Source organism: Pseudomonas sp. GW456-12-10-14-LB2 (assembly GCF_002884345.1).
GTDB lineage: Bacteria > Pseudomonadota > Gammaproteobacteria > Pseudomonadales > Pseudomonadaceae > Aquipseudomonas > Aquipseudomonas paraglycinae.
Genome location: NZ_POHV01000027.1, coordinates 1 through 25,522 on the forward strand (window position 1 = coordinate 1; position 25,522 = coordinate 25,522).

At 59.1% G+C, this 25,522-nt stretch carries 22 protein-coding genes; 9 read left to right on the plus strand and 13 right to left on the minus strand.

What is annotated here, in order from left to right:
- Positions 1 to 106: 106 nt before the first annotated feature.
- The 4 genes from C1X29_RS18795 to C1X29_RS18810 all read right to left on the minus strand — a co-directional run bounded on the left by C1X29_RS18795 (position 107) and on the right by C1X29_RS18810 (position 5,539).
- Positions 107 to 1,294: a pyridoxal phosphate-dependent aminotransferase gene (locus C1X29_RS18795; RefSeq protein ID WP_102718082.1), complete on the minus strand. Its 1,188-nt coding sequence runs from the start codon at positions 1,292 to 1,294 to the stop codon at positions 107 to 109.
- 41 nt (positions 1,295 to 1,335) lie between these two features.
- Complete coding sequence (locus C1X29_RS18800) at positions 1,336 to 2,961, minus strand: methyl-accepting chemotaxis protein (protein ID WP_102718083.1); 1,626 nt, start codon at positions 2,959 to 2,961, stop codon at positions 1,336 to 1,338.
- 223 nt (positions 2,962 to 3,184) lie between these two features.
- Positions 3,185 to 4,324 (minus strand): glycerate kinase, encoded by a 1,140-nt coding sequence (locus tag C1X29_RS18805; protein WP_102718084.1) that lies wholly within the window; start codon positions 4,322 to 4,324, stop codon positions 3,185 to 3,187.
- A gap of 90 nt (positions 4,325 to 4,414) precedes the next feature.
- On the minus strand, positions 4,415 to 5,539 hold the full coding sequence (locus C1X29_RS18810) for a sugar diacid recognition domain-containing protein (protein WP_102718085.1): 1,125 nt from the start codon (positions 5,537 to 5,539) through the stop codon (positions 4,415 to 4,417).
- Between the two features lie 171 nt (positions 5,540 to 5,710).
- Here C1X29_RS18810 and C1X29_RS18815 point away from each other — a divergent pair, with 171 nt between their 5' ends.
- Entirely contained in the window at positions 5,711 to 7,021 is a 1,311-nt protein-coding gene (locus C1X29_RS18815) for an MFS transporter (protein ID WP_102718086.1), read from the plus strand.
- A 191-nt stretch (positions 7,022 to 7,212) separates the two neighbouring features.
- Here C1X29_RS18815 and C1X29_RS18820 read toward each other — a convergent pair whose 3' ends face one another.
- Both C1X29_RS18820 and C1X29_RS18825 read right to left on the minus strand, forming a co-directional pair.
- Positions 7,213 to 7,584, minus strand: coding sequence for a DUF6124 family protein (locus tag C1X29_RS18820; RefSeq protein WP_102718087.1), 372 nt, complete (start codon positions 7,582 to 7,584; stop codon positions 7,213 to 7,215).
- 1,332 nt (positions 7,585 to 8,916) lie between these two features.
- Positions 8,917 to 9,282, minus strand: coding sequence for a hypothetical protein (locus C1X29_RS18825; RefSeq protein ID WP_102718088.1), 366 nt, complete (start codon positions 9,280 to 9,282; stop codon positions 8,917 to 8,919).
- Between the two features lie 97 nt (positions 9,283 to 9,379).
- On the opposite strand from C1X29_RS18825, the gene C1X29_RS18830 reads away from it, so the two are divergent.
- From C1X29_RS18830 to rarD, 3 genes are all read left to right on the plus strand, one after another.
- On the plus strand, positions 9,380 to 10,279 hold the full coding sequence (locus C1X29_RS18830) for a LysR family transcriptional regulator (RefSeq protein WP_102718089.1): 900 nt from the start codon (positions 9,380 to 9,382) through the stop codon (positions 10,277 to 10,279).
- Positions 10,280 to 10,348: 69 nt separating this feature from the next.
- On the plus strand, positions 10,349 to 11,362 hold the full coding sequence (locus C1X29_RS18835; RefSeq protein WP_102718090.1) for an aldo/keto reductase: 1,014 nt from the start codon (positions 10,349 to 10,351) through the stop codon (positions 11,360 to 11,362).
- Between the two features lie 299 nt (positions 11,363 to 11,661).
- Positions 11,662 to 12,543 carry an EamA family transporter RarD gene (rarD, locus tag C1X29_RS18840; protein ID WP_085745546.1) on the plus strand — a complete coding sequence of 294 codons (882 nt, stop codon included), beginning with the start codon at positions 11,662 to 11,664 and terminating at the stop codon, positions 12,541 to 12,543.
- A gap of 63 nt (positions 12,544 to 12,606) precedes the next feature.
- On the opposite strand, the gene hppD is transcribed toward rarD, so the two are convergent.
- Complete coding sequence (gene hppD / locus C1X29_RS18845; RefSeq protein ID WP_007958955.1) at positions 12,607 to 13,683, minus strand: 4-hydroxyphenylpyruvate dioxygenase; 1,077 nt, start codon at positions 13,681 to 13,683, stop codon at positions 12,607 to 12,609.
- A gap of 246 nt (positions 13,684 to 13,929) precedes the next feature.
- Complete coding sequence (locus tag C1X29_RS18850; protein WP_102718091.1) at positions 13,930 to 14,877, minus strand: DMT family transporter; 948 nt, start codon at positions 14,875 to 14,877, stop codon at positions 13,930 to 13,932.
- Between the two features lie 76 nt (positions 14,878 to 14,953).
- Here C1X29_RS18850 and C1X29_RS18855 point away from each other — a divergent pair, with 76 nt between their 5' ends.
- The 3 genes from C1X29_RS18855 to C1X29_RS18865 all read left to right on the plus strand — a co-directional run bounded on the left by C1X29_RS18855 (position 14,954) and on the right by C1X29_RS18865 (position 18,068).
- Entirely contained in the window at positions 14,954 to 15,826 is an 873-nt protein-coding gene (locus C1X29_RS18855; protein WP_102718092.1) for a LysR family transcriptional regulator, read from the plus strand.
- A gap of 106 nt (positions 15,827 to 15,932) precedes the next feature.
- On the plus strand, positions 15,933 to 17,468 hold the full coding sequence (locus C1X29_RS18860; RefSeq protein WP_102718093.1) for an EAL domain-containing protein: 1,536 nt from the start codon (positions 15,933 to 15,935) through the stop codon (positions 17,466 to 17,468).
- A gap of 234 nt (positions 17,469 to 17,702) precedes the next feature.
- Positions 17,703 to 18,068, plus strand: coding sequence for a histone-like nucleoid-structuring protein, MvaT/MvaU family (locus tag C1X29_RS18865; protein WP_011334329.1), 366 nt, complete (start codon positions 17,703 to 17,705; stop codon positions 18,066 to 18,068).
- A 207-nt stretch (positions 18,069 to 18,275) separates the two neighbouring features.
- On the opposite strand, the gene C1X29_RS18870 is transcribed toward C1X29_RS18865, so the two are convergent.
- Positions 18,276 to 18,794, minus strand: coding sequence for a DUF4946 domain-containing protein (locus tag C1X29_RS18870; RefSeq protein WP_102688036.1), 519 nt, complete (start codon positions 18,792 to 18,794; stop codon positions 18,276 to 18,278).
- Positions 18,795 to 18,936: 142 nt separating this feature from the next.
- Here C1X29_RS18870 and gloA point away from each other — a divergent pair, with 142 nt between their 5' ends.
- Positions 18,937 to 19,458, plus strand: a complete 522-nt coding sequence (gene gloA / locus C1X29_RS18875; RefSeq protein WP_065260490.1) for a lactoylglutathione lyase — start codon at positions 18,937 to 18,939, stop codon at positions 19,456 to 19,458.
- Positions 19,459 to 19,539: 81 nt separating this feature from the next.
- On the opposite strand, the gene ahpF is transcribed toward gloA, so the two are convergent.
- The 3 genes from ahpF to C1X29_RS18890 all read right to left on the minus strand — a co-directional run bounded on the left by ahpF (position 19,540) and on the right by C1X29_RS18890 (position 22,871).
- Positions 19,540 to 21,102, minus strand: a complete 1,563-nt coding sequence (gene ahpF, locus C1X29_RS18880) for an alkyl hydroperoxide reductase subunit F (RefSeq protein ID WP_085730807.1) — start codon at positions 21,100 to 21,102, stop codon at positions 19,540 to 19,542.
- Between the two features lie 130 nt (positions 21,103 to 21,232).
- Entirely contained in the window at positions 21,233 to 21,796 is a 564-nt protein-coding gene (ahpC, locus tag C1X29_RS18885; protein WP_007958941.1) for an alkyl hydroperoxide reductase subunit C, read from the minus strand.
- Positions 21,797 to 21,932: 136 nt separating this feature from the next.
- Complete coding sequence (locus C1X29_RS18890) at positions 21,933 to 22,871, minus strand: site-specific integrase (protein WP_102718094.1); 939 nt, start codon at positions 22,869 to 22,871, stop codon at positions 21,933 to 21,935.
- A 178-nt stretch (positions 22,872 to 23,049) separates the two neighbouring features.
- Between C1X29_RS18890 and C1X29_RS18895 the strand changes: the two genes are divergently transcribed.
- Positions 23,050 to 24,054 (plus strand): DNA-binding protein, encoded by a 1,005-nt coding sequence (locus C1X29_RS18895; RefSeq protein WP_085745539.1) that lies wholly within the window; start codon positions 23,050 to 23,052, stop codon positions 24,052 to 24,054.
- On the opposite strand, the gene gorA is transcribed toward C1X29_RS18895, so the two are convergent.
- Positions 24,051 to 25,409, minus strand: a complete 1,359-nt coding sequence (gorA, locus tag C1X29_RS18900; RefSeq protein ID WP_102718095.1) for a glutathione-disulfide reductase — start codon at positions 25,407 to 25,409, stop codon at positions 24,051 to 24,053. The genes C1X29_RS18895 and gorA overlap by 4 nt on opposite strands.
- Positions 25,410 to 25,522: the final 113 nt, after the last annotated feature.

The following is a 25,522-nucleotide window of genomic DNA, read 5'->3' on the forward strand; positions in this document are numbered from 1 at the left end:
CGTGGGAATGCCTCAAGGGACGCTCCGCGTTCCAGCTCTGGAAGGGACGCGGAGCGTCCCGGGCTGCATTCCCACGCGGAGCGTGGGAACGATCAGGAGGAAACCCTCAGGCGCTGCGCACCTGGAGAAGCTGCGCAGCGCACAGTGCAATCCGCGAACACGCATCCGCCAGTTTTACTCTATCCACCACCAGCCCGATGCGAATATGCCCCGCCGCACTCGGCCCGAACGCTTCGCCTGCCAGCACCGAAACCCCATAACCCTCCAGCAATCGCTCGGCAAAATCCTGCGCGCCGAGCCCGGTCTGGCGCACGTCGACCATCACGAACATCCCGCCATCCGGTTTGATCGGGTACAACCCCGGACAACCACGCAACCGCTCGCACACCAGATCCCGACGCAACCGGTATTCCTCGCGCATCTGCGTCACTTCCGGCAGATCTTTCTCCAGCGCGATCTGCGCCGCTTTCTGCACAAAGTCCGGCAGACCGAACAACATGCTCAGCGACAGATTTACCAAATGCTCGGCCAAGGGTTTCGGCCCGATCATCCAGCCGATCCGCCACCCGGTCATCGCATGGGATTTGGACAGACTGTTGATGGTCGCGGTGCGCTCGGCCATGCCCGGCAGGCTCGCCGGGCTGACGTGCTCACCTTCGTATAACAATTCGCTGTAGATCTCATCGCTGATCAGCCACAGGTCATGGCGGATGCACAACGCCGCCAGCTCTTGCCAGATCAGCAGCGACAGACTCGCACCGGAGGGATTGTTGGGACTGTTGAGCAACATGGCTCGCGTTTTCGGAGTGATCCGCGTCGCGACATCCGCCGGATCGACCCGGAAACCGTTTTCCGGGCGAACCGGCACCGGCACCACGGTTGCGCCACAGGCACCGAACACACCTTCATAAGTCACGTACATCGGTTCGGCGACGATCACTTCATCGCCCGGATCGAGCAGACACTGCGCCACCGAATACACCGCGCATTGCGCGCCGGGCAGCACGATCACATGCTCGGCATCGACGTCCTGGCCGCTGCGTTGCCGATGGTGCTCGGCGATGCGCCTGCGCAACTCCAGCCGGCCGCGCACTTCGGAATAATGGGTATCGCCCGCCAACAGGCTGTCGATGGCGCCGTGGATGATCGGCAGCGGCGTATCGAAATCCGGATCACCCACCGACAGCAGCAACACATCGACCCCTTCGGCGCGCAGCTCCAGCGCTCGGTCGTGAATCCGCCAGGCTGCTGCTCCCTCCCCGGCGATTCGTTGGGTCAAGGCTGAATAGCGCATGTACGTCTCCTGATTGCGCGGTCTCCAGCCTTCACCCTAGGTCAAATCACAAAGCGCGCCACCATCGCATTCAAATCCACCGCCAGACGCGACAGTTCGTGGGTCGCGGCGCTGGTTTGATTCGCGCCGGCAGCTGATTGGGTGGCAAGGTCGCGGATGTTGACCAGGTTGCGATCGACCTCGCGGGACACCTGCGCCTGTTCTTCCGAAGCGCTGGCGATCACCAGGTTGCGTTCGTTGATCTGGTGGATCGATTGGGTGATCTGCTCCAGCGCGATGCCGGCGGCACGGGCCATTTCCAGAGTCGACTGAGTGCGCTGGTTGCTCTGTTGCATCGACTCGACCGCTTCGCCGGTGCCGTTCTGGATGCCGGCGACCATTTTTTCGATTTCCTGGGTCGACTGCGCGGTGCGATGGGCCAAGGCGCGAACTTCATCCGCTACCACCGCAAAGCCACGCCCGGCTTCACCGGCACGGGCGGCTTCAATGGCGGCGTTGAGCGCCAGCAGGTTGGTCTGTTCGGCGATGGCGCGGATCACGTCCAGCACCTTGCCGATGTCGCGGCCCTGAGCGGCCAGGCCTTCAATCATTTGCGCGGTGTTTTGGACGTCGTGGGTCATGGTCTGGATCGCATCGACGGTTTTCACCACTTGGTCGCGACCTTCACGGGCGGCGTGGGTCGACTGGTTCGAGGCTTCGGAAGTCGACACCGCGTTGCGTGCGACCTCTTCCACCGCAGCGGTCATTTCGTTGACGGCGGTGGCGGCCTGTTCGATTTCGTCGTTCTGCTGTTGCAGACCACGGGACGCTTCTTCGGTCACGGCGCTGAGCTCTTCGGCGGCGGCGCCCAGTTGCGTAGCGGAGCCGGCGATCTGTTCGATGGTCTTGCGCAGGTTGGTCTGCATCGCGGCCAGCGCTTCAAGCAGGCGCGCCGGTTCGTCCTTGCCGTCGATTTCGATGACTTTGGTCAGGTTGCCGCCGGCGATGGTTTGCGCGGCAGCGACCGCGCGGTTCAGCGGGGTGACGATGCTGCGGGTCAACAGCCAGGCCAACAGCACGGTCAGCAACGCGGCAATCACGGCCACGGCGACGATGCCGGTAATGGCACTGTTGTAATACTCACCCGCCTGAGTGGAAGCGGTCTTCGCGTCGGCGGCATTGATTGCAATCAGCTTGTTGAGCTGTTCGCCCATCTTGTCGGTGCCGTCCTTGATCTTCGTGTTGATCAGGGCGCGCATCTCGTCGAGCTTGTCCTGGCGCGACAGCTCCATCATCTGGTTCTGCGCTAGCACATAGTTGTCGAGAGTCGTCGAAAACTCCTGATATAACGCGCGTTCCTCCGGGCCGGCCGGCAGGACTGCGTAACTGGCCTGGGCAGCGCGCACCTTGTCCACCAGCACACCGATGCGGGTCTGGGCTTCCTGCAAACCAGCCGGTTCGCGGTTGACCAGAATGCGGAACGACAGAATGCGCAGACGCAAGACGTTTTCCGTGACCACGGCGAGTTGGGTGACGCTTGGCAACTGCGTCGAGTCCATCTCCAGGGAAGCCTGACGGATGATCGACATGCGGTTGACGGCGAACACGCCAAGCACGATCACCAGCAAGGCAATAAAGGCAAAACCGAGGAAGGCACGGGGCGCGATATTCAGATTACGCAAGGACATAGGAGGACTCTCGGATGAATGAAACTACGAGCGTCCATGCCGTGATCACTGGCCCTTGGGGCGGGCTTCAGTCCGGCGTCACTGTTTTAAGAAGTCTTGTGTGCGCCTGACTTCTGTATCGGCCAGGCTTGAGGAAGATTGCGGGGAAAGATGAAATATTTTTCAAAGTGTTGCGGGTGTTTCAGCGGTGAAACACCCTTCGCTTCAGATGATGACTGACAGGTCAGGCTGGAGCTGCCATACCCCATACGCGAGCAATATCTGTTGCACGTTCACGCAACAGGCGCGGGGCTTCGGCGCAGGCTTGTTCTAGGGACATCGGGCCGCTGGTGACCGCGAATGCAGCGTCGATGCCGTGATCGTAGAGCGCTTGATAGCCCTCGCCCAACGTACCGGCAATGACGATTACCGGTACGCCGTGTTGCTTGGCGATCCGCGCCACGCCAAACGGGGTTTTGCCGCGCAGGGTCTGGGCATCGAAGCGCCCTTCTCCGGTAATCACCAGATCTGCGCCCTTCACTGCGTCGGACAGTCCGACCAGTTCTGCGACGACTTCGACACCGGCCTGGAAGCGTGCGCCGAGAAACGCTTTGGCGGCATAGCCCAACCCACCTGCGGCACCACTGCCCGGTTCATCGCGTACGTCCTTGCCCAACGCCTGCGCGCAGAGTCCGGCGAAGTGGCCGAGGGCCTGATCCAGTTGTTGAACTTGCGCCGGTGATGCGCCCTTTTGTGGGCCAAAAATCGCCGAAGCGCCGTGGGGGCCGCACAGTGGATTGTTGACGTCAGCGGCGATGTCGAAACGGACGTAAGCCAGACGCGGGTCGAGTTCGCTCAGGTCCAGACGTGCGAGTTGCGCCAACGCCAATCCGCCCGGCACCAGAGCTTGCCCTTGAGCATTCAGCAGTTTCACGCCCAGCGCCTGCATCGCGCCGGCGCCGCCGTCATTGGTGGCGCTGCCGCCGATGGCCAGAATGACGCGTTGTGCGCCGGCATCCAGCGCAGCGCGGATCAGTTCACCGGTGCCGAACGTGCTGCTGATGCACGCATCACGCTGCCCCGGCGGCACCAGTTGCAAGCCGCTGGCCTCGGCCATTTCGATGATTGCGGTGTGGTTATGCGGCAACCAGCCCCACGCAGCTTCAACTGCTGCGCCCAACGGGCCACGCACGCGGGTGCGGCGCAGTTCGCCTTCGCACGCGGCGAGAATCGACTCCACCGTCCCTTCGCCACCGTCGGCCATCGGGCATTTGACCAGCGTCGCCTGCGGCCAGACCTGCGCCAGGCCCAGCGCGATGGCTTCTGCAACGCCTTGGGCACTCAGGCTGTCCTTGAACGAATCGGGGGCGATGACGATTTTCATACGAATTCTCCAGTTCCAATGCCCTCATGCTGCCAGTCGCCTTGTGCGTTGACGCCTGTCCGCTGCACAAGTTGGATTGGCGTTTATTGTTCATTTCGACAAATCGTCAGTCTGCGGCAGCAATTGCACCCCGAGATACAACGCCAGCATGCCATCGAGTTTCAGCGGATCGACCCCGCTCAACTCGGCAATCCGCTCCATCCGGTAACGCAGGCTGTTGCGGTGAATGCCCAAGGCATCGGCGCAGGACTGGCTCTGCCCGTCGTGATCGCACCAGCTGCGCAAAGTCGCGAGCAACTGGCCGTTGCTGTCTTTGGCGATGACCTTGCGTAACGGTTTGAGCAGTTCATCCAGTGCATCATCGTTGCGATGACGCCAGAGCATGACCGGCAAACGATAGCGATTGAGGGTCAGCAGGCGTGAGCGCGGCAGCACTTCGCGGCCATAGGCGAGCAAGTCGCCCACCCTTCGATAGCAACGGCGTAACCCGGCCAGCCCATCGGCCTGCCCGCCGACGGCAATGCGCAGGATGTTCCAGCCCAGACCATCGAGTTTTTCCAGCAAGCGATCATGCTCGACGTTCTGACTCGCCGGCCGACACCACAGCAGCGAAGACTTCGCGGAACTCACGCACCAGCTGTCCGGATAGCGCGTCTTCAGCCAGGCGCTCAGTGCCTCGACGGTTTGCCCCGGCCCGTGTTCCAGGCCCAACTCGAACAGATATGGCACCCGCGTCAGTTGCGGTTTGAGCCCGAGTTGCTGGGCCTCGTCGACCAACCTTGGCGAATCCCCCGCTTCACTCAACAGCAGCGCGAGCAAGTCATCGCAACGTTGGCGCCGCCATTGCTGTTCGGATTGCTGGTTGCGCTGGCCCACCAGCATTTCAGCGGTCATGCGCACCAGCTCGGCGTAAGTACGCAGCTGCTCCGGCTCGCCGGTGATGCCGAGTACGCCGATCAAACGCTGATCGAGCAACAGCGGCAGATTGATCCCCGGCTGCACGCCTTTCAGATGCACCGCCGTCTGCGCGTCGATCTCCACCACTCGACCGTTGGCCAGGACCAATTGCGCACCTTCGTGACGGGTGTTGATGCGCTCCGGCTCACCGCTGCCGAGGATCAAGCCCTGGCTGTCCATGACGTTGACGTTGTACGGCAAAATGGCCATGGCCCGGTCGACGATGTCCTGGGCGAGGTCGTGATCGAGTTCGAACATAAGGGCTGGAATCCTTGAAAACAGGCGCGGACGGTTGTTCACCCGCACAGGGTCTGGCAACAAACCCTGTGCTCAGGCACAAAGACAATCCGGCCAAAGGTGGCCGAGACTCTCAGGGCGATCAACGTTACCCTTTGCATCGCAAAAAATCATAATAAAGAGAGAGCCGCCATGTCGCAGAGCGCCGCTGCCGCCCAGACCATCGATGACGATAAAAACGCCGTCTACAAACGCATCACCCTGCGTTTGATCCCCTTCATCTTCATCTGCTACCTGTTCAACTACCTCGACCGGGTCAACGTTGGATTTGCCAAACTGCAGATGCTGGATGCGCTGAAATTCAGCGAAACCGTGTACGGCCTCGGTGCCGGTATCTTCTTCATCGGCTACGTGCTGTGCGGCGTGCCGAGCAACCTGGCGCTGACCAAATTCGGGCCACGGCGCTGGATCGCGCTGATGATGATCACCTGGGGCACGCTGTCGACCTGCCTGCTGTTCGTCACCACGCCGACCGGGTTCTACACCTTGCGTTTGTTTACCGGTGCCGCCGAAGCCGGGTTCTTCCCGGGCGTTGTGCTCTATCTCTCGCAATGGTTCCCGACCTTCCGCCGTGGCCGGATCATGGCGTTGTTCATGTCGGCGATCCCGGTGTCCGGCCTGCTCGGCAGCCCGTTTTCCGGCTGGATCCTCAATCACTTCGCCGCCGGCCAGGGCGGTTTGGCCGGTTGGCAGTGGATGTTCCTGCTGCAAGGCATTCCGACCGTGGTCTTGGGCGCACTCGCCTACTTCCTGCTCAGCGACAACTTCGCCAACGCCAAGTGGCTGACCCCTTACGAGCGTTCGGTGCTGGAAGCGGATCAGGCAGAAGACCTGGCGAACAAACCCAAAACCACATCCGATTCGCTGATCGCCGTGTTCAAGAACCCGGCCATCTGGGCGTTTGGCCTGATCTACTTCTGCATCCAGAGCGGCGTGTACGCGATCAACTTCTGGCTGCCGTCGATCATCAAAAACCTCGGCTTCAGCGACAACCTGGTGATTGGCTGGTTGAGTGCGATTCCTTACCTGCTGGCCGCCGTGTTCATGCTGGTAGTAGGTCGCTCGGCGGACTTGCGTAAGGAACGTCGCTGGCATTTGGTGGTGCCGATGTTGATGGGCGCGATTGGCCTGTTGATCGCGGTGAATTTCGCGGCGAATCCAGCGATAGCGATTCTCGGTCTGACCATTGCGACCATGGGCGCGCTGACCGGTCTGCCGATGTTCTGGCCGGTGCCGACTGCCATGCTGAGCGCGGGTGCTGCGGCGGGTGGGTTGGCGTTGATCAACTCCATGGGGCAGATGGCGGGGTTCCTGAGCCCTTACCTTGTGGGTTGGGTCAAGGACAGCACCGGGTCGACCGATGCGGCGCTTTATCTGTTGGCGGGTGTGATTGTTGGCGGGAGTTTGCTGGCGTTGCGGATGACGCGGACGTTGCGGGCCTGATTATTGGCAGGCACACAAAAACGGCCCATCTCGGGCCGTTTCTCGTTTAGATCGTTCCCACGCTCTGCGTGGGAATGCCTCAAGGGACGCTCCGCGTTCCAGCTCTGGAAGGGACGCGGAGCGTCCCGGGCTGCATTCTCACGCGGACGGTTCGACGCCTCGACGTGGGAACGATCAGGCTAAGGATCTGGCTAGAGCGGTGTTTCTGGCTTCAACTCCAGATTATCCAGCGCCCGGTTCACCGCCAGTTCACTCAGCATGATCAGTTGCGCAATGCCCAGCAGCACATGCCGCTGCGAGCCGTCCACCAGCCCGGCGAAGTCGGTGGCCATGGTTTTGGCGCAGGTCAGGGTTTCAGAGGCGTCGGCCAGCAGTTCTTCACTGTCGATGCCGGGGGCGATGAGGTAGCGGGTGTTGGGTTTGAGCAGCGGTTTTCTGGGGAGCAGCGGATTGAGGTAGTGATCGAGGGCGCGTTCGGCGGCTTCGTGGAAGGTCTTGGAGTCGAGGGATTCGTAGGGTGAGGTGGTGTCGGCTTCGGGTGGGTTGGGTGTTGGTTTGATCACGTTTGAATCTCCAAATCAGAAAAATGGAGCCATCAAACTTCGCTACCAAACGAAGAGGTGGTGGCCATGCACGGGTTGGTAGACCGGTGACTTGGAGAACCGGCGCGCTCGAAAGCGCCCCACGCATGGCCACCATAAAAGCACGGACCGATGAGCGTCCGAATACGGTGAATTGCGCAACAAGTCAGATCCGGGCTACCAAACCCGATCGCTGCATTTCAGCGACGGGACAACGATAAAACCCGGCCCTTGAGCGCACAAGCCGGCGGATTCTGGCTTAGTCGTAGGCAACGGCGCAAGGTTGTGTAGCCTGGGTGCGTGTCTGGACGTGTCCTTTAAACACCACACTTAAACACTCACCAAATCCCGAAAAATAAATCCGCCACTGAGCAGCCCATGACGAAAATGCTCCGTATCTTTAAATACGGAGCATTTTTTACATCGGGCGGATTACCTGGTTTCCACATACCCCAGAAAGACAGGTTTCTTATTTCCATTAATTAACTGTCAATATGACTGGGCTTCACCAGCATCTTTAATTATGACCTTGTCGTGCTGTCCTGCTCAGCTTCCCACTCTGGCTTTTTGCTTTAATCAAGAATACGTAATAGTTAACGCCTGCGAAACGATTGCTACCGAAGTTGGAGAAGTCCAGTATGTGACTTTTATCTCATAGGTCCCTAGTGGGACTTGGTTATTTTTCAGCGCTTCCCACAACCCCCACCACTTGAATACACCGTTCTGATCCTTGTACATAATTGATAACAAATTTTGATCTAGTGTCACACTGTAAAGAGTCCAGAGTTGGGCGTTGGCGGGATTTGACAAATAAATAATTATAGTTTGCCCATTCCTGGCAGTAGCCGGTATTGGGTGTTGAACAACACGACCCGAGGAGTCCAGCACCGGTGCTGGGGCGCCGTTTGGTACCCCTGGCGGATTCAAGGGAGGGGTAGTAGTACTAAGAGCTGTTATTAGGGGAATCGATGGGGACGTCGGAAGTGGTGCAATTGGCTGCTTCTGTGTGACGGTCATGATGCATTCCTTTTTCGATGTACATCGACGTGTGTTTGCTTCATTTTTCAATGAAGTCAATTTTTGATGTGTGATGCCGGGTTCAATACCGATTTGAATAGCTCTTGGTACTTGAATAAATCCTGATGTGTCGCGGAGCGAATTTCCACTGCCAGTTCTGACAGTTTTCAAGTGCATTTTTGAATAACCAAGTCTCGTTTATAGCCAAGTGCGCTAATTGAGCTGAAAATCTCAAGAATCAAAGGACACAATGCTAATTGTGAAAAATATTAGAGTGAAACAAGTGGTGGCTTAATTTCACAAAACCTCCGTTTTCGCATCCAGCTCCAGCACCAATCCTCCCGGCATCCTCACAAAAATCTGCCAGATCCCGTCCTCCGGCACCTGCGCCACCTGATACGGCAACCCACTGCCCTGCACCCGCTTCAAAACCGCGGCTGCGTCTTCATCGGTACGAAACGCAATATGACTCAACGCCGCCTCATCCAGCGCCGGCTGCTCAATCACATGCACCAACGCCTCCTCATCCTGATACAACCACCGCCCGGGAAACGGAAACGGCGGCCGGCGCCCCGGCGTCAATCCCAACAACCCACCAAAAGCGTCCTGCAGCGCCTGACCGTCAGCGGTGTTGAAAGCAAGATGATCAAATGTCCACGTCATGTCTGTCTCCTGCGGTTATTCAGGATTTCAGTATCTGCGCTTGCCAATCCCGGAAAAATCCCGCAAAACGCCAAGGATCTTCAACGGATTTTTACTAATGAGCTCAATCCTCGATCTGGAAATCTTCGTCCGCACCGCCGACTCCGGCAGCATCTCCGCCGCCGCTCGGGCGCTGGAGCTGACGCCGGCAGCCGCCAGCATCGCGTTGAAACGCCTGGAAACCCGCCTCGGCATACGCCTCTTCGCCCGCTCCACCCGCAGCATGCGCCTGACCGAAGAAGGCCGGCGCTATCTGGAAAGCGTGCGTCTGGCGCTGGCGACACTGGCCGAGGGCGAGCAGGCACTGAAGCAGCAGACCGAAGGCTTGAGCGGCGTGCTGCAACTGGCGGCGCCGTCGGACTTCGGGCGCAATGTGTTGCTGCCGTGGCTGGACGATTTCAAGCGCGAGCACCCGCACATTCAACTGCAATTGCTGCTCAATGACCGGCATGCGGATCTGTTTCGCGAAACGGTGGACGTGGCGCTGCGCTTCGGCGTGCCGAGTGATTCGACGCTGGTGGCGTTGCCGATTCTGCCTGAGCATCGGCGTGTGGCCTGCGCCAGCCCCGCGTATCTGGAACGTCACGGTACACCGTTAAACCCTGCCGATTTAAGCGAGCACAGCGCCCTGCTCTACCTGCGCAACGGTCGGCCTTACAACACTTGGCGCTTCCATCGCGAAGACGAAACCGTCGAGGTCGAAGTACGCGGCGACTACCTCAGCGACGACGGCGAAGTCGCCCGCCGCTGGGCCCTCGTCGGGCACGGAATCGCCTACAAGGCCTGGCTCGACGTGGCCGAAGACGTGCGTGCCGGGCGACTGATGACACTGTTCGATGACTGGCATGGCGAGAGTGTGCCGTTCAATCTGTTGTGCCCGCACCGGGTGCAGGTGTCGGAACGGGTCAAGGTGCTGCAGGTGTTTTTACGCGAGCGCTGCGAGGCATTGCGTCGATAAATTCACTTTGCCGCGCCGGGCGCTTCTGGTATTTGATGGAAGCTTTCCCACCGACAAAAGGATTTCGGCATGAGCTATCGCACACTGGGTCACTCGGGATTGCAGGTGTCCACCCTCACCCTCGGCACGATGATGTTCGGCGAACAGACCAGCGCGGAAGACTCGCTGCGCATCATCGACAAGGCCTGGGATCAGGGCATCAATTTCATCGACACGGCCGACGTCTACACCAACGGCCGCTCGGAAGAGATCGTCGGCGAAGCCATCGCCCGTCATCGGCATGAATGGGTGCTGGCGACCAAAGTCGGTTTCGGCCCGGTGGATGGCGTGCCGAACCGCAGCGGCTTGAGCCGCAAGCACATCTTCAACGGTCTGGAGGCCAGCCTGACCCGGCTCGGCACCGACTACCTCGACATCTATTACCTGCACCGCGAAGACCACAATACGCCGCTGGAAGTGACGATTTCGGCGATTGGCGATCTGATTCGCCAGGGCAAAATCCGTTATTGGGGCCTGTCGAACTATCGCGGCTGGCGGATTGCCGAGGTGATTCGCGTGGCGGACAAACTAGGTGTCGATCGCCCGGTGATCAGCCAGCCGCTGTACAACATCGTCAACCGTCAGGCCGAAACTGAGCAGATCACCGCCGCCCAGACTTACGGCCTTGGCGTGGTGCCTTACAGCCCGCTGGCCCGTGGCGTGCTCAGCGGCAAGTACGCACCGGACGTGACCCCGGACGCCAACAGCCGTGCCGGGCGCCAGGACAAACGCATTCTGGAAACCGAATGGCGGGTGGAGTCGTTGCGCATTGCCCAGCAGATTCAGCAGTACACCCAGGAGCGCGGGGTCGGGATTGTCGAGTTTGCGATTGCCTGGGTGCTGAACAACGGCGCGGTGACGTCGGCGATTGTCGGGCCGCGCACCGAGGAACAATGGGATGCGTACACCAAGGCGCAGGCGGTGAAGATTACGGCGGAGGATGAGGCGTTTATCGACTCGCTGGTGACGCCGGGGCATGCTTCGACGCCGGGGTTTAATGATGTTAGTCATTTTGTGTCAGGGCGGAAATCGCGTTCGGCTTGAGACCGCTGCCCTCATCGGAACGCCGCCCGCCTATCCCTCTCCTGGAGGGAGAGGGAACCGATTGGGGGATATTGAAGCTAAGCTTTTGCCTGAAGCTCTCGTGGTGAATCCACAATCGACTCGGACTTTCACGTCGCTGAAACTCCTGAGACACCTCGGTCAGTCCCCTCTCCCTTCGGGAGAGGGTTAGGGTGAGGGGCTTTTGGATCTGTTGAAAATAATGACCATCTGGCCAATATTCACCACAAAAACCACGTATCCTGCGCGCCCCGTTTCACCATCACCCCCGCGAGGACAGTTTGTCTAAAGGCATTGCTTTATCGGTGACAGCATCGACGCTGTTTGCCGTCATGTATTACTACACCTCGTTGCTCACCCCGTTGAGCGGCGTGGAAATCTTCGGTTGGCGGATGTTGCTGACCGTGCCCTGCATGACCGTGTTCATGCTGGTTTCCGGCGAATGGCGGCGGGTGCTGGAGCTGCTGCGCCGGATCCCTGCGCTGCCGAAGTTGATCGGCGGCCTGATTCTTTCGTCAGCGCTGCTGGGCGTGCAGTTGTGGCTGTTCATGTGGGCGCCGCTCAACGGCTACAGCCTCGATGTGTCGCTGGGCTACTTCCTGCTGCCGTTGTCCATGGTCCTGACCGGACGCATCGCTTATGGCGAAAACCTGTCATACCTGCAAAAAGTCGCGGTGTTTTTTGCCAGCCTCGGTGTGTTGAACGAGTTGTATCAGGTCGGCGGGTTTTCCTGGGCGACGCTGGTGGTGGTCGTCGGTTACCCGCTGTACTTCGTGCTGCGCAAATACCTCAAGACCGACAACCTCGGCGGTTTGTGGGTCGACATGACCCTGATGCTGCCGGTGGCGTACTGGTTTGTGCGCGGCGGCGAACAGGGTTTCGGCGTGTTCGATCTGTACCCGGCGCTGACATGGCTGATTCCGTTGCTCGGTCTGATCAGTGCATCGGCGCTGGTGGTGTACATCATTGCCAGTCGCCTTCTGCCGTTCAGTCTGTTCGGTTTGTTGAGTTACGTAGAGCCAGTGTTGTTGCTCGGCGTGGCGCTGCTGCTGGGTGAGAGCATCAAGCCCGGAGAATGGCTGACCTACATCCCGATCTGGCTCGCCGTGGTGGTGCTGGTGTTTGAAGGCTTCAAGCATCTGATGCGCCAACGGCGCCCGTAAGACGCGCAATAAAAAGCCCGGCCTGCATTTCTGCAGGCCGGGCTTTTTTACATCTGGTGCGGATTACTCGGTAGCGAGTACGCCACGACGCACCTGGTCACGCTCGATCGATTCGAACAGAGCCTTGAAGTTGCCTTCGCCGAAACCATCATCGCCCTTACGCTGAATGAATTCGAAGAACACCGGGCCCATCAGGGTTTCCGAGAAGATCTGCAGCAGCAGACGCTTGTCTTCTTTATCCGACGCACCGTCGAGCAGGATGCCGCGCGATTGCAGTTGATCCACCGGCTCGCCGTGGTTCGGCAGGCGGCCTTCGAGCATTTCATAGTAGGTGTCCGGCGGCGCGGTCATGAAGCGCATGCCGATCTTCTTCAACTGATCCCAGGTCTTGACCAGGTCGTCGGTGAGGAACGCCACGTGCTGGATGCCTTCGCCGTTGAACTGCATCAGGAACTCTTCGATCTGCCCGGCGCCCTTCGACGATTCTTCATTGAGCGGGATGCGGATCATGCCGTCCGGCGCTGTCATCGCTTTCGAGGTCAGGCCGGTGTATTCGCCCTTGATGTCGAAGTAGCGGATTTCGCGGAAGTTGAACAACTTCTCGTAGAAGTTCGCCCAGTAGGCCATGCGACCGCGATACACGTTGTGGGTCAGGTGGTCGATGATCTTCAGGCCGGCACCGACCGGGTTGCGGTCAACGCCTTCGAGGAACACGAAGTCGATGTCATAGATCGAGCTGCCTTCGCCGAAACGGTCGATCAGGTACAGTGGCGCACCGCCAATGCCTTTGATCGCCGGCAGATTCAGTTCCATCGGGCCAGTTTCGATGTGGATCGGCTGGGCGCCGAGTTCCAGTGCGCGGTTGTAGGCCTTCTGCGAATCCTTGACCCGGAACGCCATGCCGCAAACGGACGGGCCGTGCTCGGCCGCGAAGTACGAAGCAACGCTGTGGGGTTCGTTGTTGAGGATCAGGTTGATCGCGCCCTGACGATACAAGTGCACGTTCTTGGAACGGTGGGTCGCGACCTTGGTGAAGCCCATGATCTCGAAGATCGGCTCCAGGGTGCCAGGTGTCGGCGATGCGAACTCGATGAACTCGAAGCCCATCAGGCCCATTGGGTTTTCGTATAAATCTGCCATGGTTGGCGCCTCATCATTCTTATCAATTAACCAGAGTTATTTGTCAGTAATGCTGAGACCGGTGGGTGGCGCACAGGAGATGCCACGCACACTGCGGGCGAGGAAGTCACCGTAGATCAGTTGAAACCCGAATATCTTCATTGTCGACCCAAGGCTCTTGCGGGCGAGGCTTCTGCTGCCAGAAGACGATTATTATTGTATGCGTAACCCGATTCTACACAGCGTAAATAGGGTTGTCTGCCCTCTCTATAAAATCCGCTTTTTTCCGGCCGGTGCAAGGGGTTTGTTGCACAGCCAGATGCCCGCCAGAATCAGCACGCCGCCCAGACACATGGCCAGCGTCAGCTGTTCGCCCAGCAGGATTGCACCGGCCAGCACGGCGGTCAGCGGGTTGAGCGCAATGAACACACCGGAGCGCGTGGCGCCGATTTTACGGATGCCATCGTAGTAACCGATGTAGGCCAGCGCCGAGCCGAGCACGCCCAGATAGGCCAGGCTCAGCCATTGGCGTGTGCCAAGCGCGGCCAGCGCTGCAACGTCCACTTCGCCCCGGCTCAGGGCGAGCGCCCACAACATCAGGGTGCCCAGCAGAATCGAAAAGGTCACGGTCTGCACCGGACCGATGCTCTGGTTCAGGCCGCGAGAGAACAGCGAATAGACGCCCCAGCTCAAAACGCAGCCGAGGATCAGCAGATCGCCAATCCACGCGTCCGGCGTTTCGCTCAACAGCTGCGGGTTGCGACTGACGATCACCACACCCGCCCCGCCGATGCAGATTGCGATGCCCATAACCTTGAGCCGGCTCAGCCGCTCCTTGAACAGCAGCCATGACGCCAGACCAATGACCGCCGGATTCAGCGCCACGATCAACGAGGCCCGGGAAGCGTTGATGTATTGCAACCCGTAAAAGAAGCACAGGTTGTAGAAGAAAATTCCGAAGAACCCCAACAGGGCCAGTTGCAGCCATTGCCTGAACGTAGGCCGCGCCAACCGTATTCGAGCGAGCCTTAAACACACGAGCAACGCCACGCTGGCCAGCAGAAACCGCAGGCTGGCAGCAAACACCGGGCTCAGGCTGCCGGCCAGAAAACGCCCGGCCACCCACGTTCCGCCCCAGATCATGGTGACCAAGGCCAGGTTCAAATAGACGGGCACGTCCGAGGCGACCGGACGAACAGGTTCATGACAACTCATAACGCTCCAACGATGAGACTGACGGATGACGTATCATTCGATTGATTCCTCATCATCGTAAAATGAGTCTTTACTCATGACCCTGACCCAACTCGAAATCTTCTCGCTGGTGGCCGAACTGCGCGGCTTCACCCTCGCCGCCCATCGTCTGGGAATTTCCCAGTCAGCGGTGTCTCATGCATTGAAGTCGCTGGAACAGGAACTGGGCGTCGAGCTGCTGCGCCGGCATCAATCGCAAGTGGAACTGAGCGACATCGGCGAACAACTGCTGTTGCGGGCACGGGCGATGCTTGGGCTGGCGAACACCTTGCGTCAGGAGGCGGCGGATGCGCGCGGCATGAAACGCGGCACGCTGCGCATCGGCTCGTTCGGGCCGACGTCTTCGATCAAGTTGTTGCCGCGGATTCTTCAGCAGTATCGCGAGGCGCATCCGGGGATCGAAGTGCACATCGATGAAGGCCCGGATCGGCAGGTCATTCAGTGGCTGGAGGAGCGGCGGATCGATATCGGTTTTGTGGTGCTGCCCGAGGAGCGCTTCGACACGTTCGCCTTGATTGAAGATCAGATGGTCGCCCTGCTTCCGCCCGGTCACCCGCTGGCGGCGCACGACTCAGTGAGTCTTAAAGACCTGTGCAACGATCCGTTTGTGCTGACCGAGGCGGGTTCGTCGGAACTGGTTTCGCGCCTGTTCAACGCCGCGCGGTTGAGCCCCAACATCCGCTATCGCTGTTCGCAGCTGCTCAGCACGCTCGACACCGTGGGCCGGGGCGATGCGATGACCGTGGTGGCCGAAGGTTCGTTGCCTTTCGATCCGGAACCGCGATACATCAAGCGACCGCTGTCCCCCGTAGTCACCCGGCAGGTCGGCCTGGCGGTGCTGGATCAGCGCCAGGCATCGCCTGCAACGCTGGCATTCATTCAGCTGGCAACCCGGCTGGATTATCGTTGAGCGGCGCAGGTGTCATTGGCCATCTATCATGGGCTCAGACCTCGGGCTTTGCGCGCACGCTTCGCCTGCCATCAAGAGCCCCACTCCACCGCGACAGGATGCGCCCATGCCACTGACCGTCAGGCCCCGCCGCAAGCGCAGCACACGGATTATCGTGACATTGCTGTGCGGCTTGCTGCCGATCGTACTCGGCAGCGTGATTCTTTATATGCAGGCCGGACGCGCCCTTCAGCAGAGTTCGCAACACACCGCCGATGAAGCCCTGCGGCAGTTCGAACTGATGCTCGACAACACTGCCCAGGCCGCCCGCGAACTGTTGCCTCTGGCCGGCCAGACCTGCGAGACGGTTAAACTGGCCCTGCGCGAACAAGTCACCCGCCGCCCGTTTGTGCGCTCGACCAATCTGGTGTGGGACGACAACCTCTATTGCAGTTCGCTGTTCGGCGACTTCAAGGAAGTCGTGAACCCCGGCGACTACGCCCAAGGCAAGTTGTGGCTCATGAACGGCAACCCGGTGACGCCAAACACCGCGCTGCTGGTGTATCGCCTGAGCGAGGGACGCGGTGGGGCACTGACCACGCTGGACGGCTATCACCTGAGCAACATCCTGCGCCTGATCGGCCGGCACACGTTGTTGTTGCTGCAAGTCGGCAACAACTGGCTCTCCGCCGACGGCAAAGTGCATCAGGGCGCCCTGCCCGCGTTGCCCGTGGCGCAAAGTACCTTGCACTCATCACACTATGCATTCTCAGTGACAGCGGCTTTTCCGGAAGGCGAAACCTGGCGCTACATGAAAGACGAGTATCCGCCGCTGTTCAGTCTGCTGATGTTCTTCGGCGCCGTATCAGGAGCGATCGGCTACATCGTTCAGAAGCGCTCCACCTCGCCCAGCCATGAAATGCTTCGGGCATTGGAAGCAGGTGAATTCATTCCCTATTTTCAACCGGTGGTGCACGGCGACAGCAAACGCTGGTCGGGCGCGGAAGTGCTGATGCGCTGGAAACATCCCAAGGAGGGGCTGGTGCGTCCGGACCTGTTCATTCCCTTTGCCGAACACTCCGGGTTGATCGTGCCGATGACCCGCGCCTTGATGCAACAAACGGCTGTTGTGCTGGGGCCGCTGTCATCGACCTTTACCGCGCCCTTCCACATCGGCATCAACATCACCGCCAGCCACTGCCACGATCTGGAGCTGGTTGAAGATTGCCGTGAATTTTTGTCAGCGTTCCAGCCTGGCAGCATCAGCCTGGTACTGGAGCTGACCGAACGCGAGCTGATCGAGCCGTCCGACATCACCCATCAACTGTTCGCGCAACTGCGCGCAATGGGCGTGAAGATCGCGATTGACGACTTTGGCACCGGTCATTCAAGCCTCGGCTATTTGAGGACCTTCAATGTCGACTTCCTCAAGATCGATCAGACATTCGTGGCCATGATCGATAAAGATGCCCTGTCGCGGCACATTCTGGACACCATCATCGAGCTTTCTACCAAACTGGATCTGGGCATCGTGGCCGAAGGTGTGGAGACGCAAGCCCAGTGTGATTATCTGGCCGCTCACCATGTCAACTTTCTGCAAGGTTACCTTTTCGGCAAACCGATGCCGGCTGCAGACTTCATCGAAGCATTAACTCATCATTAACTTGGCGGGATAAATCCAGACTCGCCGACAGCGCGCACCAAATTGATACAAAACAGCGTTATTGTTACATGAAGAAAAAGTCAGGATTTACTCTTGTCGCATTAACTACTACAATTTTTCTTACCTGTTGCAAGATGGGCAGGTGAGCCATTATCACCGAGTCGCTTCAAGGCTCTTGGCTTATAGCTTTGTTTGCGGTTGGTATCAGCCAAACACACTATTGGAGTAAAGATATTGTCCAGACTCGCTGAATTTCGTGCAGCTGAAAAGGCCCTTCAGGAACAGCTCAAGCAGCTGGAATCGCTGAAGAACGATGCCGGGCTCAAGAAAGAAATCGAATTCGAAGAAAAGCTCCAGGGGCTGATGAAAACCTACGGCAAAGGCCTGAAAGACATCATCGCCATTCTCGATCCGAACCCGGCGAAATCCGGTCTGCAATCGACCGCCGCACCTAAAACCCGCCGCGCTCGCGTGGTCAAGGTCTATCAGAACCCGCACACCGGCGAGCTGATCGAGACCAAGGGTGGCAACCATCGCGGCCTGAAGGCCTGGAAGGAACAATACGGTGCAGCTACCGTTGATTCCTGGTTGCGCGGTTAATCCCTCGCAAACATGAAAGCCCTGCATATGCAGGGCTTTTTTTTGGACAATATTTAACAAATACAACGATTTTTCTGGCGGGAAAGTTGAGTCTCAAACCGCTCTCGCACTGAAACTATGCTTCCGAATGTTGCCCCGTTAGCCGGAGATTAACTTTATGTTTAATCAGTTCCGGTATCTAACACAAGGCCGACCACGAACAGACGACTAGAATTTCAAGCTGTTTCGCGCAGCCACTATGTCGTCGCCGCTCGCCTTATAAACCTCTGCCTGCCCTGCATACGAAAGTACGTAAGCCTTATCCGCTTCGACCGCTGCAACCAATGTTTGCGACAACACGTGGCGGCCGTTTTCAGTCACCGTACAAGTGGTTTCAAGCGCGGTCAGCGAGCCCAGCGTACTCGCGTGAACCTTGTTGCAGACACTCTGATAACCGCTCTGGAAAAAGTCTTTCTGAACCGACTTGCGCATCTCCAGCAACACGCCCTGCAAGTTGACCTGATGGCCGCTTTCCACGTGGGTCATCGTCAACTCCATCACCATCACCTGATTGCCATCGGCGTCAGTCTTTACCGCGCGCTGACGGGAGACTTCAGGGGAGGTTTCGGGCAGCGCCTCGACTTCCCAGCCAGCCGGCCAGGTGATGCTCGGCGCCTCGGCAAAGGCAGGCAGAGCAAGCAGGGAAAAACCCAGGAAAACGAACAGCGATTTGAACGGTCGGATCATTACCAGAGGCACTCGCGGATTGAGCCGTAAAGTCTGAGGCCCGCCCGCTCACAGGGCAAGCCCGCGCTTTCGGTTTGGCGATGCTGCCAGGCATGCGTATCATTGCGCCCATTCACTCGCCCCAATTTGTTACGGAGGGCCCATGAGCCTGCAAGAACTGAACACCTTCCCTGGCGTCACCGCCACCCCGGACAGCGCAACCCGCAACTTCGTGTTCAACCACACCATGCTGCGCGTCAAAGACATCACCAAGTCGCTGGACTTCTACACCCGTGTATTGGGTTTCTCGCTGGTAGAGAAGCGTGATTTTCCGGAAGCTGAATTCAGCCTGTACTTCCTCGCTTTGGTCGACAAATCGCAGATCCCGGCCGACGCCGCTGCTCGCACCGAGTGGATGAAGTCGATTCCCGGCATCCTGGAACTGACCCACAACCACGGCACCGAAAACGACGCGGACTTTGCCTACCACAACGGCAACACCGACCCGCGTGGCTTCGGCCACATCTGCATCTCGGTACCGGACATCGTCGCTGCCTGCGCACGCTTTGAAGAACTGGGCTGCGACTTCCAGAAGCGCCTGACCGATGGCCGCATGAAGAGTCTGGCGTTCATCAAGGATCCGGATGGCTACTGGGTCGAGATCATCCAGCCGGCGCCGCTGTAAAGCTGAACTTGGGTAGAAAGTACCCCGCAAAGAAAAACCCCCATCATCACTGATGGGGGTTTTCTTTTTCAGGCCCGGGATTTACGCCGGAGCCGAAGTGCGGATCAGGTGATCGAAAGCGCTGAGGGAAGCCTTGGCGCCCTCGCCCACTGCAATCACGATCTGCTTGTACGGCACGGTGGTCACGTCACCGGCAGCGAAGATGCCGGGGATCGAGGTTTCACCGCGGTTGTCGACGATGATCTCGCCGCGCGGCGACAGCTCGATGGTGCCTTTGAGCCAATCAGTGTTAGGCAGCAGACCGATCTGCACGAAGATCCCTTCCAGCTCGACCGTGCGCAGCTCGTCAGTATTGCGATCCTTGTAGCGCAGGCCGTTGACCTTCTGGCCGTCGCCGGTGACTTCAGTAGTCAACGCACTGGTGATCACGGTGACGTTCGGCAGGCTGTGCAGCTTGCGTTGCAATACGGCGTCGGCGCGCAACTGAACGTCGAACTCCAGCAGGGTCACGTGGGAGACGATACCGGCCAGGTCGATGGCCGCTTCGACGCCGGAGTTACCGCCGCCAATCACCGCCACACGCTTGCCTTTGAACAGCGGACCGTCACAGTGCGGGCAGTACGCCACGCCTTTGTTGCGGTATTCCTGCTCGCCCGGCACGTTCATTTCACGCCACCGTGCACCGGTCGCCAGAATCACACTCTTGGCCTTGAGGGTCGCGCCGCTGGCAAAGCGGACTTCATGCAGCTCGCCATTCTTGCCGGGGATCAGCTTGTCGGCGCGTTGCAGGTTCATGATGTCGACGTCGTACTGCTTGACGTGTTCTTCCAGCGCGGTCGCCAGTTTCGGGCCTTCGGTTTCCTGCACGGAAATGAAGTTCTCGATGGCCATGGTGTCCAGCACCTGACCGCCGAAGCGCTCGGCTGCAACACCGGTGCGAATGCCTTTACGTGCGGCGTAGATCGCCGCGGAAGCACCCGCCGGGCCACCGCCGACTACCAGCACATCAAAAGACTCTTTGGCGCTGATTTTCTCGGCCTGACGCTCGATGGCGCCGGTGTCGAGTTTGGCGAGGATTTCTTCCAGGCCCATGCGGCCCTGGCCGAAGTTTTCGCCGTTGAGGTAGATGCTCGGCACGGCCATGATCTTGCGATCATTGACTTCGTCCTGGAACAGCGCGCCGTCGATGGCGACGTGGCGGATGTTCGGGTTCAGCACGGCCATCAGGTTCAGCGCTTGGACGACGTCCGGGCAGTTTTGGCAGGACAGCGAGAAGTAAGTCTCGAAGTTGAACTCGCCCTTGAGCGAGCGGATCTGTTCGATCACTTCGACACTGGCCTTCGAAGGGTGGCCGCCGACTTGCAGCAGGGCCAGCACCAGCGAAGTGAATTCATGGCCCATCGGGATACCGGCGAAACGCAGGCTGATGTCGGCACCCGGGCGGTTGATCGAGAACGACGGTTTGCGTGCATCGTCGCCGCTGTCGATCAAGGTAATCTGATGCGAAAGACTGGCGACGTCTTTCAGCAGGTCGAGCATTTCACGGGATTTCGCACCGTCGTCGAGTGAAGCAACGATCTCGATCGGCTGGGTGACCCGTTCCAGGTACGATTTCAACTGGGCTTTAAGATTGGCGTCCAACATACGGGCGATCTCCTGACTTTATTTGAGGCGAAAAAAAGCCCGAGCGAATCTCGCCCGGGCTTTTCTATTGGGCGGTGCAGCTTACTTGAGTAGGTGCGGAGTCCCGCCCTGCATTGCGTGTGTCACAGACTTAGATCTTGCCGACCAGGTCCAGGGACGGAGCCAGAGTGGCCTCGCCTTCTTTCCACTTGGCCGGGCAAACTTCGCCTGGGTGAGCAGCAACGTACTGAGCAGCCTTGATTTTGCGCAGCAGCTCGGAAGCGTCACGGCCAACGCCGCCATCGTTCAGTTCAACGATTTTGATTTGGCCTTCAGGGTTGATCACGAAGGTGCCACGGTCAGCCAGACCGGCTTCTTCGATCAGCACGTCGAAGTTGCGGGAGATGACCTGAGTCGGGTCGCCGATCATGGTGTATTGGATTTTGCCGATGGCTGGCGAAGTGTTGTGCCAGGCAGCGTGAGCAAAGTGGGTGTCGGTCGAAACGCTGTAGATCTCTACGCCCAGTTTCTGGAAGGCGGCGTAGTTGTCAGCCAGGTCTTCGAGCTCGGTTGGGCAAACGAAGGTGAAGTCGGCCGGGTAGAAGAACACTACGGACCATTTGCCTTTCAGGTCAGCGTCCGAGACTTGTACGAAGTCGCCGTTTTTGAACGCGGTAGCTTTGAACGGTTTTACTTGGCTGTTGATGATAGGCATTGATGACTCTCCGTCAGGGTTGTGAATTCGATGGGTGAATCCTACCCAGTCACTCGACGGATGGCTCATTGGCAAACCTGATGCTGCTGATTTGTTTTCGCTATTAGCGGACTGTATTAATAGAAGAAAACGATATCTACGGCGACAGCGGCTTATCCGTAATCCGGGCCATCCCGTGAAAGGGGCTCGCTTCAACATAGCGCATGGCGGACTTCATATCCTTCCAGCCCACGTAACTCATCAACGATTTGAGATCCCAGCCGCTTTGGTGGGCCCATGTTGCGAAGCCGCGTCGCAGGGAATGGCTGGTGTAGCGTTCGGCGGAGATCCCGGCGCGCTCCAGGGCCTGGCGCAGCAACGGAATCACGCTGTTGGCGTGCAAGCCCTCCTCGCTCAGATTGCCCCAGCGGTCGACGGCGCGGAACACCGGGCCCCGTACCAGCGCCGCTTCAGTGATCCATTCGATATAGGCCTGCACCGGGCATAGCTTGAGCAACGCCGGGGCCTGATAGGTCTGGCCGAGGTTTTCCCGATCACCCTTGCTGCGGGGCAGGTACAGGGTGATGCCGCTGCCGGCGTGCGCCTGCACATGCTCGATCTGCACACGACACAATTCATCGCTGCGAAAGCCACGCCAGAAGCCCAGCAGGATCAACGCGCGGTCGCGGCAAGCTCTTAGCAGCAGCGGCCGGTCCTGTTGTTCCCGGGCGTCTTTCATCTCCTGCTCAAGCCAGCCGACGGTCTGCTCAAGATCCCGCAGCTGCAATGGCTCGGCCTGCTTCTCCTGGGCGGGATGCAGGGCGCGAATGCCCTTGAACACTTTGCGCACCACCGGCGACTTGGTGGGATCGGCGAAGCCCTGACTGTTGTGCCACTGCGCCAGCGCCGACAGACGCAACTTCAGCGTGTTGACCGACAACACGCCCGCATGCGCCACCAGATACCGCGCGATGCTGTCCGCTGTTGCGGGCAGGAACCCACCCCATACCGTTTCGAAATGCTCGACGGCCGAACGATAGCTGCGGCGGGTGTTGTCACGGGTGGCGGCTTGGAGATAGCGATCGATATCGCTCATGGGCTGATTTTCTCGTGGCGTACTGAGGGTTTTGTGCGGAAACCGATTTTAGGGGTTTCACATGGGGTAATACCAGTATATCCCGCCCGTTTATCGGTGCTTGTTTCACTTTATTTTCAACATGGTACACTGCGTACTTTGGTGGCATGTACCACAGTACGAAATGGTAGGAGCAGATATGGCCCGTGGCGGCGTTAACAAAGCAGTAGTTCAGATCGCGCGCACAGCGATCCTCGCCCGTGGCGAACACCCCAGCATCGACGCAGTACGCATCGAGCTGGGTAATACGGGTTCCAAAACCACGATTCATCGCTACCTGAAGGAGCTGGATGACGGCAGCGAACCGGCCGATCCTTCAGCAGAACCCATCGATGACGAGCTGCTGGCACTCGTCACGCGCCTTGCCCAACGCCTGAAAGAACAGGCGCAGGAGCCGATTGATCAGGCGCGCGAGCAGTACGAGCAACAGCGTCAGGCACTGGAGGACGAGCTGAATCAGCTTCGTCAGGATCACGCGCAACTGGAGAAGAAGCACGACATCCAGGCCGCCGCGCTGGCCAAGGAATCCGAAGCCTTGAGCGATACACGCTCGATGCTGCAGACCGAGCAGACTCGCAATGCCGGACTGAATCAGGCGCTGGCCGATTTTGAATTGCGCTTGCAGGACAAGGATGAGCAGATCCGCTCGCTGGAAGAGAAACACCTGCACGCCCGCGATGCGCTTGAACACTACCGCAACGCCATCAAGGAACAGCGCGAGCAGGAGCAAAGCCGTCACGAAACTCAGGTGCAGCAGTTGCAGATGGAGCTGCGCCAGGCGCAACAAAGTGCGCTGGTACGTCAGGACGAGATCACCCAGCTGCACCGCGACAACGAGCGCCTGCTGACCGAAAATCGCGGCACCGTGCGTGAACTGAGCTTGGTGCAGGATCAGCTCAAGCACAGCAATCAGCGACAGGATCAATTGCTGGAGCAGGCCAGCCGGGTCGACAGCGAGCGCACCCTCCTCCAGGAACGTCTGCGCGTGGCCCTGCTGGAAAGTCAGACGCTCAAGCAAAACGTCGACGAGCAGTCGCAGCTCAATCAGTCATTGGAGAAGGAGTTGACCAAGGCGCAAGACAGTCTGCGCCTGGCCACCACCGTTGCGGCAGCGCCAGACGCAGCAGAACCGAAAAAGACTTAAGCGCCGACCGGTGTACGCATGGTGACGAACTCTTCGGCCGCCGTCGGGTGTACCCCGATGGTGTCGTCGAAGTCACGCTTGGTGGCGCCAGCCTTCAACGCGATTGCCAGCCCCTGTACGATCTCGCCGGCATCCGGGCCGACCATGTGACAGCCCAGCACCTTGTCAGACTTGCCATCGACCACCAGTTTCATCAGCGTGCGCTCCTGGCAGTCAGTCAGGGTCAGCTTCATCGGCCGGAAGCGGCTTTCGTAGATCACGACGTCATGACCCGCTTCCCGCGCTTCTTCTTCGGTCAGGCCGACGGTGCCGATGTTCGGCAGGCTGAACACTGCTGTCGGGATCATCTTGTAATCCACCGGGCGGTATTGCTCAGGCTTGAACAGACGTCGCGCCACCGCCATGCCTTCAGCCAGCGCCACCGGCGTCAACTGCACACGACCGATGACATCGCCCAGCGCCAGAATCGACGGCTCGGTGGTTTGATATTCCTCGTCGACTTTGATGAAGCCTTTGTCGTCGAGCTGCACGTCGGTATTTTCCAGCCCCAGGTTGTCCAGCATCGGACGCCGACCGGTGGCGTAGAACACACAATCCGCTTCCAGCACGCGACCATCCTTGAGGGTGGCCTTCAGGCTGCCGTCGGATTGCTTGTCGATGCGGGCAATGTCGGCATTGAATTGCAGATCCAGACCGCGCTTGGTCAGCTCTTCCTGCAGATGATTACGCACCGAACCGTCGAAACCGCGCAGGAACAGATCCCCGCGATACAGCAACGTCGTGTTGGCGCCCAACCCATGGAAAATCCCGGCAAATTCGACGGCAATGTAACCGCCACCGACGACCAGTACACGCTTGGGCAGTTCTTTGAGGAAGAACGCCTGGTTCGAGCTGATCGCATGCTCATGCCCCGGAATCTCCGGGATCTGCGGCCAGCCACCGGTGGCGATCAGAATATTCTTCGCGGTGTAGCGCTCGCCGTTGACCTCAACTTCGTGCGGACCAACGATTTTCGCGTGGGCTTCATGCAGCGTCACACCGCTATTAACCAGCAGATTGCGATAAATGCCGTTCAGGCGATTGATCTCGCGATCCTTGTTGGCAATCAGCGTGGCCCAATCGAAATCCGCCTCGCCCAGGCTCCAGCCAAAACCCGAGGACTGTTCGAAGTCTTCGGCAAAGTGGGCGCCGTACACCAACAGTTTTTTCGGTACGCAACCGACGTTGACGCAAGTACCACCCAGATAACGGCTCTCGGCCACCGCCACTTTCGCACCATACCCGGCAGCAAAACGCGCAGCCCGCACACCGCCGGAACCGGCGCCAATCACATAAAGGTCAAAATCGTAGGCCATTTCTATCTCCTCGGCAGGCGATCAGCATACCCGCCGTCGTCCGTTGGGCAAGCACTCCTGCCGATATAGGGGCGGAAAATGAAAAAGCCACCCGAAGGTGGCTTTTTCGTACA

What these genes read in the sequence shown, in the direction of transcription:
- ahpF (WP_085730807.1), bottom strand. Translation starts at nt 21,102, where the DNA reads ATGTTGGACGCCAATCTTAAAGCCCAGTTGAAATCGTACCTGGAACGG.
- C1X29_RS18860 (WP_102718093.1), top strand. Translation starts at nt 15,933, where the DNA reads ATGCCACTGACCGTCAGGCCCCGCCGCAAGCGCAGCACACGGATTATC.
- C1X29_RS18835 (WP_102718090.1), top strand. Translation starts at nt 10,349, where the DNA reads ATGAGCTATCGCACACTGGGTCACTCGGGATTGCAGGTGTCCACCCTC.
- C1X29_RS18890 (WP_102718094.1), bottom strand. Translation starts at nt 22,871, where the DNA reads ATGAGCGATATCGATCGCTATCTCCAAGCCGCCACCCGTGACAACACC.
- C1X29_RS18795 (WP_102718082.1), bottom strand. Translation starts at nt 1,294, where the DNA reads ATGCGCTATTCAGCCTTGACCCAACGAATCGCCGGGGAGGGAGCAGCA.
- C1X29_RS18850 (WP_102718091.1), bottom strand. Translation starts at nt 14,877, where the DNA reads ATGAGTTGTCATGAACCTGTTCGTCCGGTCGCCTCGGACGTGCCCGTC.
- C1X29_RS18815 (WP_102718086.1), top strand. Translation starts at nt 5,711, where the DNA reads ATGTCGCAGAGCGCCGCTGCCGCCCAGACCATCGATGACGATAAAAAC.
- hppD (WP_007958955.1), bottom strand. Translation starts at nt 13,683, where the DNA reads ATGGCAGATTTATACGAAAACCCAATGGGCCTGATGGGCTTCGAGTTC.
- C1X29_RS18825 (WP_102718088.1), bottom strand. Translation starts at nt 9,282, where the DNA reads ATGACGTGGACATTTGATCATCTTGCTTTCAACACCGCTGACGGTCAG.
- ahpC (WP_007958941.1), bottom strand. Translation starts at nt 21,796, where the DNA reads ATGCCTATCATCAACAGCCAAGTAAAACCGTTCAAAGCTACCGCGTTC.
- C1X29_RS18895 (WP_085745539.1), top strand. Translation starts at nt 23,050, where the DNA reads ATGGCCCGTGGCGGCGTTAACAAAGCAGTAGTTCAGATCGCGCGCACA.
- gloA (WP_065260490.1), top strand. Translation starts at nt 18,937, where the DNA reads ATGAGCCTGCAAGAACTGAACACCTTCCCTGGCGTCACCGCCACCCCG.
- C1X29_RS18805 (WP_102718084.1), bottom strand. Translation starts at nt 4,324, where the DNA reads ATGAAAATCGTCATCGCCCCCGATTCGTTCAAGGACAGCCTGAGTGCC.
- C1X29_RS18800 (WP_102718083.1), bottom strand. Translation starts at nt 2,961, where the DNA reads ATGTCCTTGCGTAATCTGAATATCGCGCCCCGTGCCTTCCTCGGTTTT.
- C1X29_RS18870 (WP_102688036.1), bottom strand. Translation starts at nt 18,794, where the DNA reads ATGATCCGACCGTTCAAATCGCTGTTCGTTTTCCTGGGTTTTTCCCTG.
- C1X29_RS18855 (WP_102718092.1), top strand. Translation starts at nt 14,954, where the DNA reads ATGACCCTGACCCAACTCGAAATCTTCTCGCTGGTGGCCGAACTGCGC.
- C1X29_RS18810 (WP_102718085.1), bottom strand. Translation starts at nt 5,539, where the DNA reads ATGTTCGAACTCGATCACGACCTCGCCCAGGACATCGTCGACCGGGCC.
- gorA (WP_102718095.1), bottom strand. Translation starts at nt 25,409, where the DNA reads ATGGCCTACGATTTTGACCTTTATGTGATTGGCGCCGGTTCCGGCGGT.
- C1X29_RS18830 (WP_102718089.1), top strand. Translation starts at nt 9,380, where the DNA reads ATGAGCTCAATCCTCGATCTGGAAATCTTCGTCCGCACCGCCGACTCC.